Source organism: Marinobacter sp. BW6 (genome assembly GCF_008107725.1).
Classification (GTDB): Bacteria; Pseudomonadota; Gammaproteobacteria; order Pseudomonadales; family Oleiphilaceae; genus Marinobacter.
Map to the genome: position 1 here is coordinate 1,245,634 of NZ_VIRN01000064.1, position 18,114 is coordinate 1,263,747.

The window sequence follows — 18,114 nt, forward strand, 5'->3', positions numbered from 1 at the left end:
AGCGCCGGTCACTCAGGCCGGCGCCACGCCAAAGAGCCACTGGTGGGCCCAGACCACCATAATCACATACACCGCAAGGCCACCGATGACGGCAATTGCGTCGTTGGCTTTGGTGGCTGGCAGCGTTGGAATGGCCCGCTGGGTTCTGTGTTTCATGGAAATACGGTCGACCACCGCCCAGGCCAGGAAAGACCCGAACAGCAGAAGATCGTGCAGCATCCCGTTTGCGAGAAGATGTGCCAGGGCCCAGAGTTTGACGGCAGCCAGCATGGGGTGCCCCAGCTTTGCCTTGATTTTCCCCGGAAAGTAAGTGGCGAACAGCAACGGGAACACAGGGACCAGAAGCAGGAAGGCCACATGCTTGAGCCAGGCGGGTGGCACGTAGATCACGGTCGGATCCATCCGGGCGGCGCCGTAACCCCAGACGATCAGAATCAGGCCTACGAGAGAGACGACGGAGTAGAGTCCTTTGAAGGCTCCTTCGCCGATGGACGCATTCAATCGGTTACGCAAAGGCTCGTTGACGATGGAGAGCGAGTGCACGCCGAGAAACAGAATCAGACCAACAATCAGTGTGGTCATTTGCAGAACTCCTTGTGGCTTTGTGAGCGCGGTGTTTGAGTGGCAGGGCCTTTGTCCGTGGCAAACCCTGATGCATTGAATCCCGGATAGTATAGGAAACCGGGACAGAAGATGCCTGAGCGTTTATGATCGGCGATCTGATTCACCGGATTGAAAAGGCGCCCATGAAGTTTCCCAAGGTCACTGTTGTATTGGTATCTGCTGCCCTGCTGTTTGTTCTTTGGGACCAGACCCGCGAACAACCTGAGCCAGTTGATGCCAGCCGCCTGACCAATTTGCGGGCCAATCCGGTGGAGCTGAGCGCCGCCGTCGATTGGATGTTCGGGCAGATTCCGGAATTCTGCTCAGATGCTACAGGCGAGGGCAGTGGCGATAAGGCCTACGCCGATTGTGTCGAAAACGCCGAGGCACGAACCTCCACGTGCCGGCGGATGCTTTACGATCGCTTCCCGAGTGTTGTTGCCTCAGAGGCGGTATTTAGAGACGTTTCGCTGACCGCGATGGCGTGTCTCGTGCCTCGATCGGGGCTCGTTGAGTGACCGGACAGTTCTAAGTTATTTCTTGAAAAATCTCGGATTTCTTTCGATAAACGAGTCAATCCAGCGCTCCAGAAAGGAGCGTTTGTCAGGGTTCTTCAGATAGCGCCAGCCCAATACGGAAATGACCAGTGCTCCGATCGCATCGACGATCAGGTCCCACATGGTATCCGTTAGCCCGGAAGGGTCGCCAAGCATTGGCTTTTGCATATTCATGCCGAACAGGGAATCCATGGAGAACTCGAAGATCTCCCACAGTGCGCCCACACCCAGTGCAAACATAAATGCGAAAAACGCGACAAAGCCGGGATTCATATGCACGTGGATCTTTTCGGTCTCGTTCATTATGTGTACCAGGAGAAAGCCGAGAATACCCAACAAGAATCCCGATGTGGTGTGGAGCGCCATATCCCACCACCAGAACCGCGTGTAGTAATCGCGGACTTCTCCGAGAAACAGGGAAGCAAAGACAAACCCGATGGCGGCCAGCTGTAACTCCGGGGGAATGTGGATACGGAAACGGCGTTCAAACAGTAGGGGGAAGAACGTGATGGCGATAATCATTGCCGTCAAGAAAGCGGTGAACCATCGTTGGCCCCAAACAGCAAAGGCGGCTTCACCAAGTAGTATTAATTGTAGAGCAAGAGTAATCCTTTGATGCGTTACGCGAATGCGCATAGGGCTCCGAAGTCAGTGATTAAACGACGCTTCTGCATGAGTTGTGCGGCGTTGGTATACGGATGTAGGATCGGTATGGACGAGAGGCCTCTTCAAGAATCATCCACGGTTCAGTAGGATCTGACAAGTTTTGGTGCTGTCCTGGTTCTACTCTGCCCCCCGATCAACGATTGTTCCCGATAGCTACAGGACCCCACTGGCATGCCCATCTCTGTTCACTATGGTTTGACGGTACTGATCTGGGGCCTCACCTGGACAGCGATTCGTTTGCAGGTTGAAGCGGCGCCGGTCGATATATCCGTTTTCTACCGATTCGTCATGGCCTCTGCCGTCGCATTGCTGGTTGTAACTCTGGTGCGCAGGCTGGAAAAACTGACCCTCAAACAGCACGGCTGGCTGGTGCTGCAGGGGGCAACCCTGTACAGCATCAACTTCCTGCTGATTTATCGTGCAGCTGAATCCATGACAAGCGGTTTGCTGGCGGTGGTGTTTTCTCTGGCCGCTCTGTTTAACGCCCTGAATGGCTGGCTCTGGTTGCGCCTGAGACCAACTGCCCGGCTCTATCCGGCAATTTCTCTGGGTATCACGGGCGTGGCCCTTCTGTTCTGGCATGATCTGCAGCTTGGCAATGCCACGGCGACCAGCATTCTGTTCGCGATTGCCGGAACCTTCTGGTTTTCCATGGGTAACCTGGTCAGCATCAAGGTGCGGATGTCAAAGGTGCCGCTCTTCCTCGCCAACGCATGGGCCATGGTTTACGGCGCGGTGATTCTTGGCATCTGGTGCCTGATTCAGGGTGTGGAATGGGTGGTCCCCACTGCGGCGACATTCTGGGGGGCAACCGTCTTCCTGGCGGTGCCCGGCTCCATCATTGCCTTTTATTGCTACATCACCGTTATCCAGACTCTCGGGGCCGACAAGGCTGGCTACGCCACCGTGCTCTTCCCGGTGGTCGCCCTGAGTGTGTCGACCTGGCTCGAGGGTTTTGAATGGACAGCAACCGCGGTGCTGGGCGCATCACTGGCCCTGCTGGGAAACTATGTTTTGTTTCGATCGGCCAAAGCATAACGCTGGTGTAGCTCGCGCACTGCGTCTGCCAGCGCGGGGAAGGGGCCCTCGGTGGGAACGCCCGGAACCACCTGGTTGATTGGCAGGGTTGCAACGGGCGGTGGCGCCACATGCAGTTCGTCCAGCCAGGTTGAAAGCTGCTCTGACGAGCTTGCGTAGACGATGCGGCCGAGCCCCACCCAACCATGGGCAGCCGCACACATCGGGCAGTGTTCGCCAGAGGTATAGACCGTTGAAGCTGCTCGCTCGTCCGGGGTCATGTTGGCAGCCGCCCAACGGGCTATCTCGAACTCCGGGTGGCGGGTCTCATCACCGCCAGCGGTTTCGTTGTGTCCTTCGTACCTGACGGCACCGGTCTCATCCACCAGCACAGAGCCAAACGGCGGGTTCCCGCTATCAACGGCCATTGAAGCCAGTTCCACGCAGCGGGCAAGGTGTTTCATTTCAGTTTCGTAGATCACAATTCCTCCTTCACTGACCTCGGGCGTCGAGGTAATGCATCCAGAGCATACGAGCCGCTACCGCGCGCCACGGCCCCCATTGTTCGGCAAAGGCCAACTGCTCATTCTTTGTCGGTCGGGCATCGAGCTTTTTGATGTCCTGTATTGCGGATGCCAGTGCCAGATCGCCCTGGGGCCAGACGTCCGGCCTGCCCAAGGCCATCATGTAATAGATATCGACGGTCCAGGGCCCCAAACCGGGTATACCCAAAAGGTGGCTTCGGCCCTCGGCATCGTCAAGTGTTGAGAGCCGGGAGAGGTCGAGCTCACCATTCGCTATCCGGTTGGCCAGCCCAACACAATACCGGGATTTCTGCCGTGTGAGCCCGACATTCCTGAGCCCGGACTCGCCGGCGCACCTCACAGAGTCAGGCGTTACCGTTTCAAGGTGGGACTCGAGCCGCTGGAACATGGTGGCGGCGGCTTTGATCGAGACCTGTTGTTCAAGAATGATGTGGACCAACGATGCAAACCCGGGTTCGCGAGTCCAGGTTGGCGGGTATCCAAGTCGGGCTCGCACCTCGTAAAGGTCGGGATCTTTCTCAGCCAGGACGTCAACGCCCATCCTCAAGGTTTCGTCAGTGATCGTCTTTTGTTGCATAAACCCCTTTTGCCTAATGGCGAGCCGATTCCCGGTCTCCGTTCAGAATCTGCTGTTGCACATAGGAGCGAGCTTGCTCCGGCGGTAGAGACTCCATTGCAAAGGTCAGTGCCGACCAGACCAGAGCCATCATGACAGTCTGGAGTGAAACGCTGCCATCCGCGGGCAGTATCTGGTCGTCTGCCAATAAGGCGTTGATGACCTGCAGGAGCTCGGGCGACGAGCGGCAATCCTCAACAGTTGCAGGGATTGATGGTGCATCCGGGGAGACGTGTTCAAAGAAAAACGTTTGGGCCGCTCGGGCGTACCCGTCACGAAAAGGCTCCTGGTTCGAGCGTTCGATGATGTTTCCCATCGCACTGCAGATGGAAGCCGCGATCACGATGCCGGAGTAGCCGCCGGGTGAGTCGTGGCGAAGCTGGCGTTTCGATCGGAATTGTTCGAGCCGTTTCGAGATGGCAGTACCGTACTGGGCGATCTCGTCCACCATTTCAACGCCGCTGTCATCAAAGGGTTTGGATATCAGGCTCATGGAATGACTCTCAAATCAGTCGGGCAAACTGGACAGCCGCTTTGGAACCGGCCCCCACGAGCCCTGTCCATAGCCTCAGAAGAAGACTCGCCTCAGCGGATCGATATTGCCCGGCTTCGTCACGGTGGTGGACTTCGTCGAGCCGGCATGTCTCGAATCCTGCAAGTATAGCCCGCTCCGACTCGCGCCATGCATGCGGAGAAAGCGTTTTGATCTGCTCCTGGTAGTGCAGGTCAACAAAGGTTTCCACGGCTTCGATCGTGGCGAAAATCGCCTGTTTTCCCATTAAGGCCGGGATAAGACCGGTCAAAAAGCCGGCCAGGCGCCACAGTGGCAGCAGCAGGCTCGGGCGATAACAGCACTGAAGCTGGTTAAAGAAGCGCAGATGCTCGCTCTCCGAGGCCAGGTGCTCCGTTGCAAAATCCAGCAGCTCTTTTCGGGGTCGCGTAGCCAGAATTCCCCGGTAAATCCACACGGCACCGGTTTCTCCCGCATGACTGCAACGCAGCTCCTGCTCGAACTGCCTGCTCACTCCAAGGTGGGAGAGCTGCTGGTGGTGTATCCCGTCGATCTGTAGTTCCGCCATCATTCAATATCCGTAGACACTATGGCAGTTTCTACGAAACAGACCCTCATTGGTTCTCAGAAATGATCCTTGGCAAACCAGGAGTGTCGTTCCCATAAGGATATGCCCTTAGAGTCGAAAGGGATCTTGGAGAGGGTAGGGTGCGTAATACTAAGTACTTTCGATGGCCAACCAATGAGGTGAAGTCACTATGAAGTTACCGTTCAAACATACCGTCGCCGCAGCCGCTTTAAGTATGATTTCTGGCTTTGCAATGGCTGCCGAACACGTCGTTGAAATGAAGAACTCCGGCGCTGACGGTGCCATGGTCTTTGAACCCGGATTCGTCAAAGCTGAGCCCGGCGATACTGTCAAATTCGTGCTGGTTGATCCGGCCCATAATTCAGTATCCGTAGAAGTGCCTGAGGGCGCGGAAGGTTGGCAGGGTGCCATGAATCAGGGTGTTACCGTAACGCTCAGTGAAGAGGGCGTATATGTGTATAAGTGCACGCCCCACGCTGCTTTGAACATGGCTGGTGTGATTCAGGTAGGTGAAGCGGTCAATTATGACGCTGCGAAAGCCGCGGTGGATAAGCTCACTGCAGCCGCTGCAACGAATAAGGACCGGCTGACCGGTTACTTCGAGCAAGTGCAGTGATTAGATTGTCTGGTCATAACCGCGCCCTCCGGGGCGCGGTTTTTTTGTGTGCCTCAGAAAACTGTCTGTAATTGACAGCAACGGGATTACGAGGCGTTTGTGTCAGGAGATGATGTGATGAGCGTTGATTCCAACTATGTATCCCGAATTGCGAGCGCACTGAAAACACAGTTCGTTGCTGATGCCCTCGCCATGCCCGTCCACTGGTACTACAACCCGATGGACATCGAAAAGGCGTTTCCGGGAGGGGTCCAGCGATTTGAGGCCGCACCGGAGTTCCATCCTTCATCGATCATGTCTTTGCATTCCACCCGCAGTGGTGGTCGCCGTTCTGGTCATAATGCTGAGGCAGAGCCGCAAATTGTGGGCGAGGTTATCCTCAAGGGCCGCGACCAGTTCTGGAATGTACCGAACGTGCATTATCACCAAGGCATGGGTGCGGGCGAGAACACCCTGAATGCCCATTGCAGCCGCGTGCTCATGCGTTGCCTGGCGGACGGGAACGGTGAATACAGTTCTCAGGCGTTTCTCTCGGCGTACATCGGCTTTATGACCGCTGATCCACCGGCCCATCCGGACACCTATGCGGAATCCTACCATCGAGGGTTTTTCGCCAATTATGCGAAGGGTTTACCGGCGCAGCAGTGTGCCATGGTTACCCACGATACGCCTTCCATCGGTGGCCTGGTGACGATTGCCGCACTGGTGTTTGCAGAGCGACTCCGTGGCAGGGACGTACCCGGCATTCAGGCCCATTGTCGGGACCATCTTGCGCTGACCCATCCGGATGAGAGCTTGATGAGGGTGTGCGACCGCTACGTGAAACTCCTCTGTGGTCTGCTCGAAGGTCCCGATGAGGAGGGTGTCAAGGCGCTGCTTTCAGAGGCTGGCAAGGGTGCTGGCGGGCTGGATATCGCGGGGTTGGTCAAGCAGAACCTGCCCGACAACCAAGTCGTGGGCAGGATGTATTCGCCGGCGTGTTATATCTCCGACTCCTGGCCGGTTGTTCTGTACCTGGCCTACAAATACCGGAACGATCCATGGCTTGCGCTGCGCATGAACACCAACCTGGGTGGCGATAACGTTCACAGAGGCATCGTGCTGGGGACGCTATTGGGCCTGACGACCGACCAAGTGGCCACCAACTGGTTCGATCAGTTGGAGGACCACGGGGCGATCAGTGAGGAAATCACCGCGCTGATCAGCGCGGCAACCGCTCCCAGATAGTCACTTCCGACAGGGTATGCTGGAACTTGTGTTGGGTTTCGCGGATAACGAAAGGCACCTTTCTGGGCTCACTGACCAGGCGGAAATGCTGTGAAAGGTGTCCTTTCAGGCCATCCAGGGTGGTGTGATTCTCTCCATCCTTTTTGAATCCGCCAATCCACTCTTCTTTCGGCGTGTGTTCCTCCAGCCACGTGTACGGTGAGGCAATAACCAACAGGCCACCGTCGTTAATGCGCTCGTGAATGCTGTCCAGGAAGCGCCTTGGGCGGTAAAGGCGATCAATGAGGTTGGCCGCCAGAACAAGGTCGTAGCCCGAGTACTGCGGTTTCAGGTTACAGGCATCGCCCTGGTAGAAGCTTACCCGATCTGAGCATTCCTCAAGACCCAGCTCTTTAAGTGTCCGGGTGTGATAGCTGACCAGTTCACCTTCCTCTGCCAGCGCATAGCGAATGGAGCCCTGCTCGGCCATCTCCACGCCCAGCCTGATAAAGTTGGCCGAGAAATCGACACCTTCCACCTCGTCAAAGCGCCTTGCCAATTCAAAGCTGGACCGGCCGCAGGCACAGCCCAGATCCAGGGCTTTTCCGGTTGGCTTGCCCGTCATCGCATCCAGGGCAAGATCCGCCAGGGCTTTGGGGAAGTTCTCGACACCAAACCAGGTGTCACCGAAGTGGAATTCCGCGTATTCAGTCAGCAACCGGTCGCTTTCATAGTAGGCGTTGGGTTGCACGGCCTCGTTTTCGGAGGCGATGTAGCGGAAGCCGGCATGCTGGAAGAAGTGCCTGCGGAACGCATAACGAGCCGACAATCGGGCTTCGTTGCCGCAGGAAATCCAGGAGCCGCCCTTGATCAGGTTGTGTTGCCCGTCGAACGTCGGCGTTGTGAAATCGTCGTACAGCGGATGAACCTTGAAATTATCGAACGGATAGGTCGGTGTCTCCGTCCATTGCCAGACGTTGCCAACAACGTCGAACCACTGACCATGCCGGAACCTGGTAACCGGGCACGACGATGCTCCATGGTCGAGATGCAGGTTGGCGTTGGAGGGATCATGCCCCACTTCTTCGATGCCGGCCTCCTCGCACAGGCGGTGCCACTCGTCCTCTGTGGGCAGGCGGATGGGCTGGCCGGTTTGCTCCCGTTTCCACTCACAAAAGGCTTTGGCTTCGTGGTAATTCACTTCCACGGGCCAGTCCCAGGGCATCTCGACCTCTTCAGCCATAAGGCGCAGTTGCCATCCATTCTGCCAGCGCCAGAAGGTCGGATGCCTGGCCTTGGCGAATTGTCGCCAGGCACAACCCTCTTCACTCCAGAATCGATCTTCCTGGTAACCACCGGCTTCGACAAACTCCAGGAATTCCTGGTTACTGACCAGATACTGGCTGGCCCTGAATTCGTCGACCCGAGCCTCGTGTTCGCCGTATTCATTGTCCCAGCCGTAGTAGGCGTCATCGTAGGGTTTGCCGATTGAAACTGTGCCGGCTGGCACGGTGATCAGTTCGTTTTCCGGCGCTTCACCGGTTTCACGAATCGGGTTCCACTCCATCTGCGGGCGGACCCTTGCCAGATCGTGTTGGCGGATCAGCACAGACGAGGTCTCCAAATGGATACGTTCGTGCTCGACTCCCATGACGATTGGCCACCAGGGACTTTCCCAGTTGATAGGCAGGCTGAGAGGGAGTGTTTCGATTAGATCGAGAACGGTGGCCCGGACTTTGGCCCGGTAATCCAGAACTTCGGCGACGGTGGGCCAGTCGTAATGGTCTTCGTCCAGGTCGTCCCAACTCATCTCATCGACACCCACTGCAAAAATCGATTCCATGTGCGGGTCTATGCGCTCGGGGAGCAGCTTGGCCAGTACCAGCTTGTTAACGAAGAATGTTGCGGTATGGCCAAGGTAAAAGATGAGGGGATGTCTCAGGGGTATCGACTTCTGGAAGTATCCGGCGTCATCGGCAAGGCAGTCGAAAAGGCGCGTGTAAATGTCAAAGGTGTTGGTAAAGTAGGAAGCGATTTCGGCGCGTTTGTCCTCTGCGGAACCAGCGCTCAGATCCGGCGTTCTCAGGAGGCCAACTTTTGGTGTGAGTGCTCGGGTGGGGGACTGCGCTTCCGGTATTGGCATTGTCATTTCTGGACACATCCTTTGTTGTGTTTGCTTTCAGCAATACGTCTTCTTTGTGGGGGGTGGTTCAATTTCCCCCGAAAACTGTTTAGACGATCCCTGTGCTGAAATTGTTACAAACCGTATTCTTTCGCCAAAGCCACCGCCCTGGGCGCGCCCAGGGCAAGAAGAACGGCACCCGACGAGCAGGCCAGCATTGAAATTGCGATGCTCAGGAGTGTCAGGTCACCCGAGACAGAAGAAAGGGTGCTGACGGCCCCGGCAATGGTGAACTGCGATGCGCCCAGCAGGGCGGCCGCTGTGCCACTGAGGTTCGGGAAAAACTCCATGGCGTTGGCCATGTTGTTAGGCACTATGCCGCCCTGGCAGCCGATGGCAACAATGATGCAGCCTGCCACCAGCCAGAGGGGGCCATGGAACTGAACGCTGGCAACCAGCGCAACAAGAGTCAGGCATTGTGCAATAACCTGGGCGCGCACCAGTTGCACCGAGGAAAATCGCCTCAGCAGCGGACGGTTAATCAGATTCAGGGCAGCCATGAACGCAATGTTGGCGGCGAACAAAATGGCGAACGTGCTGTTGGAGAGGCCGTACCATTCCTGGTAGATAAACGAAGAATGGGTGATGAACAACAGCATGGTGCTGAAACACAGAACCTGAATGCCAATAAAGCGCATGGTGGTTTTGTGCCTGAGTACCAGCAGGTAATTGGTCACAAGAGAGCGAATGGGCGTGGTTGTTGGTGTGCGCGGTTGAAGCCTCGGGAAAAGCGCCACCTGGAGAGTCAGCACAAGAAACGCGGCATAGCAGGCTAGCATCAGGAATATCCAATGCCACTCACCCAGTGCAAGCATCAGTGAACCCAGCGAGGGTGCCGCAGCGGGCGCTATGAACATGATCAGGCCAATGAGCCCGAACAGCCGTGCAGCGTCCTGTCCACTGACTTCATCGCGAACAATCGCAGGAACCGACACCGCACAGAAAGCGCCACCAATACCCTGCGCTATCCGCCAGAGCACCATGTCGGACAGGCTATCCGCCAGCGATACCATGACCGCGCCTGCCATAAAGATCAGCAGCCCCCCGAAAAGCACCGGTTTGCGACCGTATCGGTCAGACAGGGGGCCGCCCACCAGTTGGGCAAGACCCAGTGTGGTTACATAGGCGCTGAGCGTGAGCCCCACGTGCCCGTGATCGACGCCAAGACCGTCGGCAATCTCCGGGAAAGCGGGCAAATAGGCATCAAGTGCCAATGGCCCGAGTGCCACGGTCATGCCCAGCAGTATGGCCAGGTGCAGATGCGACAAGAGTGATCTCCTCGAAAGATAGAACCCTAACGATACGGTGGTGCTTTTTATCGGACCATGCGTATTTTCAGAAATCCCCCGTGCATCATCCGTTCACTTCCTGTAGCCTGCGCGGCTTTTTCTTCCGGAGGCAGACTTCATGACCGTTCAATCTAAATCTCTCCCGCGAGCCAGGAGCGGGCCGCTTACAGACAGTGATCCCGTTGTTTTGGTGCTTACTATCGGCTTCATACTTCTGTTTGTGGGCGCCTCCATTATTGACAGCAGCTACGTGGCCAACCTGATCGGAAGCGGATTCGCGTGGACCGCTACCTATCTGGGCTCCTTCTTCCAGGTGCTCCTGCTACTCACCTTCTTCATTGCCGTTGGTACGGCCCTGAGCCGCGCCGGTGCCGCGCGAATCGGCGGGCTGGATCGACCGGAAATCGGGCGCTTCCGGTGGCTTTCGATGATCATGTGTACCTTGCTGGCCGGGGGCGGTGTGTTTTTTGCCGCCGGTGAACCGGTTTACCACTTCGTTGTTACACCGCCGGCGTTTGATACCGAAGCTGGATCCGCTGCAGCGGTCGCGCCCGCCATGGCCCAGTCGTTCACTCACTGGGGGTTCCTGGCCTGGGCAGTGCTCGGCTCCCTCACGGCTCTGGTTCTGACCCGGGCTCACTACGGCCAGGGCAAACCCCTGCAGCCAAGAACGCTGTTGTACCCGGTCTTTGGCGAGAAGGTGATTCAGGGTCGGCTCGGTGGTGTCATTGATGCCTTCTGTGTCATTGCCGTTGTGGCCGGAACCGTCGGGCCCATCGGGTTTCTGGCCACCCAGATGAGTTTTGGTCTGCATGAACTGTTCGGAGTGTCAGACGGTTACGGTACCCAGTTGAGCGTGCTGGTGGTGCTGGCTGGCGTCTACATGACCTCGGCCATGACCGGTCTGCACAAGGGCATTCAGTTGCTGAGCCGTTTCAACGTGATATTGGCACTGGTCATTGCCGGGGTAATCTTTGTCTTCGGCCCCACGCTGTTCCTGGCCAATACCTACACCCAGTCGATGGGTGAATACGTCACCTCGTTCTTTGCGATGGCGACCATGACCGCCGAAACGGCGCCCGCCTGGTGGATGAAGTGGTGGACAGTGTTTTTCTTTGCCTGGTTCATTGGCTATACCCCCTTGATGGCGGTATTTGTCGCCAGAATTTCCCGTGGCCGGACAGTCCGCGAAATGGTTATGGCTGTGGCTGTTCTGGCGCCCATTGCGACAACGATCTGGTTCACCCTCCTGGGTGGCTCTGGCATTCACCACCAGCTTGCCGGCACTTTCGACCTGACCGAGGCACTGAACAACTTCCGTTTTGATGTGGCAACACTAACCGTCGCTCAGGCCTTGCCGGGCGGTACCTGGATGGCAGCTGCGATATTGCTGCTGACGACCATCTTCGTAGCCACCACCGGCGACTCCATGAGCTATTCAATTGCCATGGTCGGGGCTGGTCATGACGAACCGAATCCGTGGATTCGTGTGTTCTGGGGAGGTGCTATGGCATTGATGGCCGCCATTCTTCTTTATATGGGGGCCGGCCAGATTGGTGTGCTCCAGCAGTTCATTGTGCTGACAGCGATTCCGGTTTCACTGATTATCCTTCCTTCGCTCTGGACCGGGCCCAAAGCCGCTATGGCAATGGCGCGTGAGCAAGGGCTGGTCTAGGCTTTTATGGAACACAGCGGGACAGGGACGTTCTTCCCCGCGAACTCCTCTGATCGAAAGCTCCTGGAGGGCTGATGCTGGAATCGTTTGAAGCCGGTTTCACGGCTTGGTTGTGGCCGGGGTCTTCGGCGATTCTTGCGGTTGCGGTTACTTACATCGTTTACCGTCTGGCCCTCGCTGTGTTCCGGCATTTCTCAGAGTCCCGAACGGTCATCCGGCTGTTTCTGGATGCCGCTGCCCGGGCTTTGGGTGTCGTTTTCTGCCTGCTTACCCTGGTCGGTTCGTTGGCCGCCGCGCCAGCGGATCTCCCCTTGATCTCAGCCATTCAGCAGGTTGCCACCCTGCTGCTCATCCTTGCTATCACCTGGGCGGCGGTCAGACTGACCTCGGCTATTGGCGAAGTCATTGTCGCGCTCAATCCGGTGCTGGAAGGGCAGTGGAAGCGAGCCCGCAAGGTCGAAACCCAGACCCGATTCCTGGTCCGCGCACTTAACATTCTCATCGTGATCATCGGTCTCGGCGCTGCCCTGATGACCTTTGAATCGGTTCAGCACATGGGCGCCAGCCTTCTCGCCTCCGCGGGTGTCGGCGGCCTGATTCTCGGTTTCGCGGCCCGTCCTGTGCTCAGCAACCTGCTGGCTGGCATGCAGATCGCTCTGACTCAGCCTTTCCGTATAGACGACGTGCTTTACGTGCAGGGTGAGTGGTGTTGGGTCGAGGAAGTGACTGCCACTTATGTGGTCCTGCGCGTGTGGGATCTCCGCCGCCTTGTTGTTCCGCTGCAATGGTTTATCGAGAACCCGTTCCAGAACTGGTCCAGGAATACCGCAGAGCTGCTGGGAACCGTCTTTATCTGGGTCGACTACACCATGCCGGTCGAACCGCTCCGGCAGGAATTCACTCGTCTGCTCAATGAATCGGGGCTCTGGGATGGCGAATTTTCCTCGGTGCAGGTGACCGATTCCAGTGATCAGGCCATCCAGGTGCGTTTTTTGATGAGCGCCGCCAACTCCAGCAAGAACTGGGACCTGAGATGTGCGGTCCGGGAGGGCATGGTAACCTTCATTCAGGAACACTACCCGGCTCAGCTACCTAGGCTTCGGGCCCGGATGGTGGAAAACTGAGATTTCTCGAGGACCCTGCATGTCTGCCAAAACCGCCTGGATAACCGGTGCTTCCTCTGGCATCGGTGAAGCACTTGCTTTGCAGTTTGCGAAGAATGGTGACCGTCTGGTGCTTTCCGCTCGCCGGGAAGATGAGTTGGAGCGTGTTGCCGAACGTTGCCGGGCTGTCGCCGGGACAGCAACTGGGCAAGTATTGGTACTCCCGCTGGACGTTACCGACTGGGATTCACTTCCAGGCAAGGTTGAGATGGTCCTGGCTCAGTTCGGTACCATCGATCTGCTGGTGAACAACGCCGGCGTTTCGCAGCGGTCCCTGTGCAAGGACACCGACATGTCCGTTTACCAAAAGCTCATGGATGTGGATGTCATGGGCCAGATTGCGCTGACCAAAGCGGTGCTTCCCCATATGCTCGAGCGTGGCTCCGGCCACCTTGCCGTGACCTCCAGCGTTGCCGGCAAGGTCGGCGCCCCCATGCGTACCGGCTATTGTGCCGCGAAGCATGCCGTTATGGGATTCTTCGATGCGTTACGCGCCGAGGTGGAAGGCCAGGGAGTGAGCGTGTCGACAATCACCCCCGGCTTCATTCGCACGGATATTTCCCGCAATGCCCTTGCCGGTGACGGATCAGCCTACGGCAAGGAAGATGAGGATATTGCAGGCGGCATGGACGTGACCGAGTGCGCGGAGGTGGTGTTCAAGGGGTTAACGGCAAAGAAACGCGAAATCCCGGTGGGTAAGGGCAAGGAAATGGCTGCCCTCTGGATCAAGCGAATCTCGCCAGAGGCCCTGTTTCGCATGGCGAGGGCTCGATCCTAGGGGTCAGCCGATCAAAACCGGGGCTGATCAGAACTTGTAGTTCAGCCCCACTGCAAACAGGTATGAAGATTCATCGTAGAAGGTCAGGTTGGACTGGGTGTCGCCGTAGCCTGCAAACGAAATAAACGACCAATCCTTCCAACCCATAAATTCCGGGTACTCGTAGGCCGCGAACAAGTTGAGCTCATCATCCGAGCGCTTCTTATTGAACAACGTGCTGGCACTGTCGTAGTCCCGTCTGGTGAAGCCTGCAGTCAAAACCAGGCTGTGCCTGCCCAGAATGTTGAACCAGCTTACTTCGGCGCCATAGGCATCGAAGCTACTGGCACTGCCATCGGCATCATGTTGGATGTAAAGGGCAGAGGGTGAGACAAAGCTGGTCGGAGAGAGGGTGAAACGGTAACTGCCCTTGGCGTAGTAAATGTCGGCATCGCGAGCCAGATCGGTTCCTGCGGTCAGATCGTCCTCAACATCCGCCGTCGCAAAGGCAAGATCGAGGCTGAAGGCGGAGCCGGAAATGCTGTTCAACTGAAGGCGATAGGCGTTGCCCGAGATGTCGGTTTCTCGTCTTGGCGTATTCAGCTCATATGGGTTCTGCCAGGTTTCTCCCGAAATCACCGTGGGCAAAAAGGAAACATCCACTACCGTGCCGGTAATGAGTGTGTGTTTATACCCCAGTTGCACAGCCAGCGTGCCGACCGCTATGTCTTCCCGTGTGGTACCAAAGTAAATCTGCTGTTTCAGTCCATCGCCAAAGGTGTAGGCAACGTTGCCAAGCGGCGCAATCAGGCCCTCTGACTCACTGTCTGCCTTGTTCTCAAGAGAGCTGATGGTTCGGTCGCCATCGACGTTAAAGTTGGACGTTGAAGAGATGATCCCCGCATTTAGCGAGACTTCACCACTGAACCCCTTTTGAGGAGGCGCCGGTTGCGCGAAGACAGGCATCGCGATGCACAGGATCGGGAGGGCGAGGTGTTTTTTCATTTTTCAGCTCCGGGTTAGCGACTAGTCGGGGGCGATGTGCTCAGGGTACACAGTCGGTTTCTTTGCCACCTGATATGACTACAGCGGCAAGGCATAGTTCGATGTCAGACAGGTGTTGGTGAGAGATACGATCACTGTTGATCTGGAAGGCAATGGTAATCCCGCTCCGGACATAATGACGGAGACTTGAGCTGTAGCCAGGGATCCAGCCACCATGACCGAAGACCGGTGAAAGCGGACCCGATCGGGAAATGGCGACGCCGAGGCCATAATAGGTCCCGGGCATGTCTTCGCCGATCGGAACAGACTGAAGCATTGTGTTCAGGATCTCCTCTGACACTCCTTGTCCGCCAAACAGGGCAGCCCCCCATTGTGCCAGGTCACGGGAAGTGCTGATCAGTCCACCGCCGGTCCACTCCAGCGCTGGATTCCACACCATAACGCCGTTCTTATCTGTTGTTTTTGCCGGGAAGCCAAAGGGATTGTCGGCAGTAACATACCCAGCAGCCAGGCCCGGAAGCCAGCGTTTGTTCGATGCTGCTGTTGCCGTCAGCTCCAGTGGTTCGAGAAAACGGTCGTTAACCTCTTGGTAGTAAGTTCGTCCCGTGATCGCTTCAATGGCAAGTCCGATAAGAATATACCCGGTGTCTGTGTAAGCCCATTGCTCGCCTGCTGGAAACAGTGCTTCTGCGTCCAGAACGAAACCGACCAGTGTTTCGGGTGTGAATGAGTTTCCGGGTTCCGGCCAGCGTTGTGAGACTGCTTCTGCAAAGGCTGGCAGGTACACATGGTTCGGTAAGCCCGATGTGTGATTAAGCAGCTGGCGAACAGTCAGGCTCTGATGGTTTGGCAGCCGCCGGAACCAGCTGTTCCGACCCAGCCATGTCGATACGGTGGCGTCCAGATCCATGTCGCGTTCCTGGGCGACCGACACCATGGTGGCGGCAACGAATGTCTTGCCGATACTCGCGGCCAGCATTCTCGACTCCGGCGTCATTGGCTCGCGAAGTTCTGCATCGGCCCAGCCGGCTGCTGCTGAGTGCGAAGAACCATCAGGAAGCACGTAACTGGCGGTTATGCCGGGGAAATCGTACTCGCTCTGAAACCGCTCCAGTGCGTCTGAGAATGCGGCCTCCAGGGGCGTATTGGCTGCCCGCTGAGGACTGGCCAGGCAGGCAGTCAACGAGAGCAGGCTCACCAGAATTAAAGTTTTGAGGCCGGAACCCGGCCCTTTTCGCAAAGTCATCAATGCGTTCACTGTTTGTCCGGGACGACCTCGGTAACGCTATTGGTGCGCGTGAACATACTGTCCCGATGTAACCAGACGATGACAATGGCAATCAACGCGAAAATATAGGTGTCATAGGGTTGGGCGTCGGGCCAGACTGGATTGATGAGCATGAAGTGAAAGAGTGCGGGGAGGAAGATGCTGCCCCGGGAGGCATTGAACAGAGGGGTGACAATCACACTCAGTGCAATGGTGCCCGTAATGAATGGCAGGAATGACCAGGCGCTCTGCTCGGTACCACTCAGCAGAAAAGCTGGCGTGTGCCAAAGCCCCCAGATCACGCCAATGACAAGTGCGGCCCATATTGGCGTCATCTTGCGTTGCAGGAGGGGGAGTGCCAGGCCTCGCCAGCCGAACTCCTCAATGGGGCCTTTGATAGCAATAAAAAAAAGTGCAACCAGAAACGAGGACGCAGACGGGAATGGGAAGGCAGTCTCTGAAAGGTTGCCCTTTAAGAACGACCCCACGAAGAACACCAAGGGCACGCCAAGAAGCAGGAACGCATACCAGGGCCATGAGCAGCGCCACAGCAGGGCGCGCCCCAAATGCCGTCGCAATCCTTCCAGCCCGGACCACCGAAAAATCACAATGAAGGCCGAGATGGCCGGGGCCCAGACCGCGAGATAGAAAAGCGGGTGTTCGCCGGTGATTTCGCCGAACAGTCCAACCATGGTTGCAGGAAAAAAGATGAAGGCAGCCAGGATTCCCCAGGCGATGCCGAAGGTCAGCAACAGAAACAGGGTTATCGACCGAAAGGGGATGGCATGGGGTTGTGTGCTTTGATCTGTAGAAGGCATTCTCGGGTGTCCGTGTTGTGGATGGCTGAGGAGTCAGCCGATTCCACTGCATCATGATGATACGCAGCTAAACCAAGGCGTGGGTAGGGAGAAGTCCTTCGGTTACCATTGACCTGCCGAACACTTGATATATATCAACAAAGGCTGACGCGTTGCGGGGATACTGCCCGGAACGATGACTCACGGAGGGCAATGCCATTGATCAGGCGACCGTTAATAGCCTTCCCCCTGGTGTACCTGGGGTGGGCGTATATCTTCTGGATACCGGTGTTGCTCTCGGATTCCTCGGTTTGGGCATTTCCAAACCTGATCTGGTTTTTGATTGGCGGGGCCAGCCCTGTCGTTGCCGGTCTTGGCCTTGCAGCGGCGAAAGGTGGAAAAGAGCAACTGGAAGACCTGTGGCGGCGTCTGACGGACTGGCGTCGTATCCCCGGCCGCTGGTGGCTCATCATCCTGTTGTTCTGGCTTGCGTACGATCTTGCCATGGCGAGCTTGGCAATGCTTCTGGGCGTTGCTGGCGAGCCCCTCGATACGAACTGGCAGTTGTTTGTTAAGCCCGGGCCCTTGCTGTTTTTGTTGGTTCTTTCCTTTGTGTTTCCGGCAGTGGAAGAGGTGGGGTTACGCGGTTTTTATCTGGACGCCCTTCAACAACGTTTCAGCCCGGTTGTGGCTGGCCTGGTGAATGGCGCAGTCTGGGCGTTCTGGCACGCACCCTTCGTCTGGTTTCCCGGGTATTACGCCAACACCACGTTTCACCCCGAGCTTTACTGGTGGATGCCGATGATCATCTGCCATACGTTGTTGATTGTGCTCGTTTATAACCGCACCGGTAGAAGCATTCTGGCGGTCCTGATTTTCCACGCCATGATGAACTTCACCGGTGAATGGTTGCGAATCTCCCCTGAAATGTACCCCTTCATGCTGTTCGGCAACTTGGCCCTTGCAGCGCTGCTGGCCATGTTTTGGAAAAGCGGCCGCCAGTCTCTGCCAAATACGTGTTAGTCTCCGGCAAATACCCAAAAGCAAACGACT

The 18,114-nt window shown here is 56.8% G+C and carries 19 protein-coding genes; 8 read left to right on the plus strand and 11 right to left on the minus strand.

From position 1 onward, the window contains the following. Nucleotides 1-12: 12 nt before the first annotated feature. Nucleotides 13-582 (minus strand): NnrU family protein, encoded by a 570-nt coding sequence (locus FMN52_RS14375; protein WP_148609264.1) that lies wholly within the window; start codon nt 580-582, stop codon nt 13-15. 125 nt (nt 583-707) lie between these two features. Here FMN52_RS14375 and FMN52_RS14380 point away from each other — a divergent pair, with 125 nt between their 5' ends. Beyond that, nucleotides 708-1,121 (plus strand): hypothetical protein, encoded by a 414-nt coding sequence (locus FMN52_RS14380; protein ID WP_148609265.1) that lies wholly within the window; start codon nt 708-710, stop codon nt 1,119-1,121. 15 nt (nt 1,122-1,136) lie between these two features. Here the strand turns inward: FMN52_RS14380 and FMN52_RS14385 are convergent, their stop codons facing one another. Then, the gene (locus FMN52_RS14385) at nt 1,137-1,682 is read right to left on the minus strand and encodes a hypothetical protein (protein WP_240339514.1); all 546 of its coding nucleotides are present in this window, start codon (nt 1,680-1,682) and stop codon (nt 1,137-1,139) included. A gap of 315 nt (nt 1,683-1,997) precedes the next feature. Between FMN52_RS14385 and FMN52_RS14390 the strand changes: the two genes are divergently transcribed. Next, on the plus strand, nt 1,998-2,864 hold the full coding sequence (locus tag FMN52_RS14390) for an EamA family transporter (RefSeq protein WP_148609267.1): 867 nt from the start codon (nt 1,998-2,000) through the stop codon (nt 2,862-2,864). Here FMN52_RS14390 and FMN52_RS14395 read toward each other — a convergent pair. From FMN52_RS14395 to FMN52_RS14410, 4 genes are read right to left on the minus strand one after another with little or no spacing between them, the layout of a single operon-like run. Further along, nucleotides 2,834-3,325, minus strand: coding sequence for a nucleoside deaminase (locus tag FMN52_RS14395; protein WP_227499637.1), 492 nt, complete (start codon nt 3,323-3,325; stop codon nt 2,834-2,836). The genes FMN52_RS14390 and FMN52_RS14395 overlap by 31 nt on opposite strands. 10 nt (nt 3,326-3,335) lie before the next feature. Next, nucleotides 3,336-3,965 (minus strand): DNA-3-methyladenine glycosylase, encoded by a 630-nt coding sequence (locus FMN52_RS14400; RefSeq protein WP_148609268.1) that lies wholly within the window; start codon nt 3,963-3,965, stop codon nt 3,336-3,338. Between the two features lie 13 nt (nt 3,966-3,978). Next, a complete protein-coding gene (locus FMN52_RS14405) occupies nt 3,979-4,497 on the minus strand; it encodes a hypothetical protein (protein WP_148609269.1) in 519 nt (172 codons plus the stop codon). Nucleotides 4,498-4,507: 10 nt separating this feature from the next. Beyond that, nucleotides 4,508-5,083 (minus strand): demethoxyubiquinone hydroxylase family protein, encoded by a 576-nt coding sequence (locus FMN52_RS14410; RefSeq protein WP_240339488.1) that lies wholly within the window; start codon nt 5,081-5,083, stop codon nt 4,508-4,510. A gap of 190 nt (nt 5,084-5,273) precedes the next feature. Here FMN52_RS14410 and FMN52_RS14415 point away from each other — a divergent pair, with 190 nt between their 5' ends. Then, nucleotides 5,274-5,720 carry a pseudoazurin gene (locus FMN52_RS14415; protein ID WP_148609271.1) on the plus strand — a complete coding sequence of 149 codons (447 nt, stop codon included), beginning with the start codon at nt 5,274-5,276 and terminating at the stop codon, nt 5,718-5,720. Between the two features lie 117 nt (nt 5,721-5,837). Further along, on the plus strand, nt 5,838-6,947 hold the full coding sequence (locus FMN52_RS14420) for an ADP-ribosylglycohydrolase family protein (protein ID WP_148609272.1): 1,110 nt from the start codon (nt 5,838-5,840) through the stop codon (nt 6,945-6,947). Here FMN52_RS14420 and ovoA read toward each other — a convergent pair. Together ovoA and FMN52_RS14430 are read right to left on the minus strand one after the other, a co-directional pair. Beyond that, on the minus strand, nt 6,922-9,075 hold the full coding sequence (gene ovoA / locus FMN52_RS14425) for a 5-histidylcysteine sulfoxide synthase (RefSeq protein WP_148609273.1): 2,154 nt from the start codon (nt 9,073-9,075) through the stop codon (nt 6,922-6,924). The genes FMN52_RS14420 and ovoA overlap by 26 nt on opposite strands. Before the next feature lie 107 nt (nt 9,076-9,182). Further along, entirely contained in the window at nt 9,183-10,451 is a 1,269-nt protein-coding gene (locus tag FMN52_RS14430; protein ID WP_346341313.1) for a multidrug effflux MFS transporter, read from the minus strand. Nucleotides 10,452-10,515: 64 nt separating this feature from the next. Here FMN52_RS14430 and FMN52_RS14435 point away from each other — a divergent pair, with 64 nt between their 5' ends. The 3 genes from FMN52_RS14435 (at nt 10,516) to FMN52_RS14445 (ending at nt 14,013) form a co-directional block, all read left to right on the plus strand. After that, a complete protein-coding gene (locus FMN52_RS14435; protein ID WP_148609275.1) occupies nt 10,516-12,072 on the plus strand; it encodes a BCCT family transporter in 1,557 nt (518 codons plus the stop codon). 74 nt (nt 12,073-12,146) lie between these two features. Beyond that, on the plus strand, nt 12,147-13,196 hold the full coding sequence (locus FMN52_RS14440; protein WP_014577996.1) for a mechanosensitive ion channel domain-containing protein: 1,050 nt from the start codon (nt 12,147-12,149) through the stop codon (nt 13,194-13,196). A gap of 19 nt (nt 13,197-13,215) precedes the next feature. Beyond that, a complete protein-coding gene (locus FMN52_RS14445; RefSeq protein ID WP_148609276.1) occupies nt 13,216-14,013 on the plus strand; it encodes an SDR family oxidoreductase in 798 nt (265 codons plus the stop codon). A gap of 27 nt (nt 14,014-14,040) precedes the next feature. Here FMN52_RS14445 and FMN52_RS14450 read toward each other — a convergent pair whose 3' ends face one another. Genes FMN52_RS14450 through FMN52_RS14460 form a run of 3 tightly spaced genes read right to left on the minus strand, consistent with a single transcriptional unit; the run spans nt 14,041 to nt 17,082 of the window. Next, the gene (locus FMN52_RS14450; RefSeq protein ID WP_148609277.1) at nt 14,041-14,997 is read right to left on the minus strand and encodes a DUF2860 domain-containing protein; all 957 of its coding nucleotides are present in this window, start codon (nt 14,995-14,997) and stop codon (nt 14,041-14,043) included. Nucleotides 14,998-15,037: 40 nt separating this feature from the next. After that, a complete protein-coding gene (locus FMN52_RS14455; protein WP_148609278.1) occupies nt 15,038-16,255 on the minus strand; it encodes a serine hydrolase domain-containing protein in 1,218 nt (405 codons plus the stop codon). Continuing rightward, the gene (locus FMN52_RS14460; RefSeq protein WP_148609279.1) at nt 16,252-17,082 is read right to left on the minus strand and encodes a type II CAAX endopeptidase family protein; all 831 of its coding nucleotides are present in this window, start codon (nt 17,080-17,082) and stop codon (nt 16,252-16,254) included. The genes FMN52_RS14455 and FMN52_RS14460 overlap by 4 nt, the downstream gene beginning before the upstream one ends. 192 nt (nt 17,083-17,274) lie before the next feature. Between FMN52_RS14460 and FMN52_RS14465 the strand changes: the two genes are divergently transcribed. Continuing rightward, nucleotides 17,275-18,084 (plus strand): type II CAAX endopeptidase family protein, encoded by an 810-nt coding sequence (locus tag FMN52_RS14465; protein ID WP_148609280.1) that lies wholly within the window; start codon nt 17,275-17,277, stop codon nt 18,082-18,084. Nucleotides 18,085-18,114 lie beyond the last annotated feature (30 nt).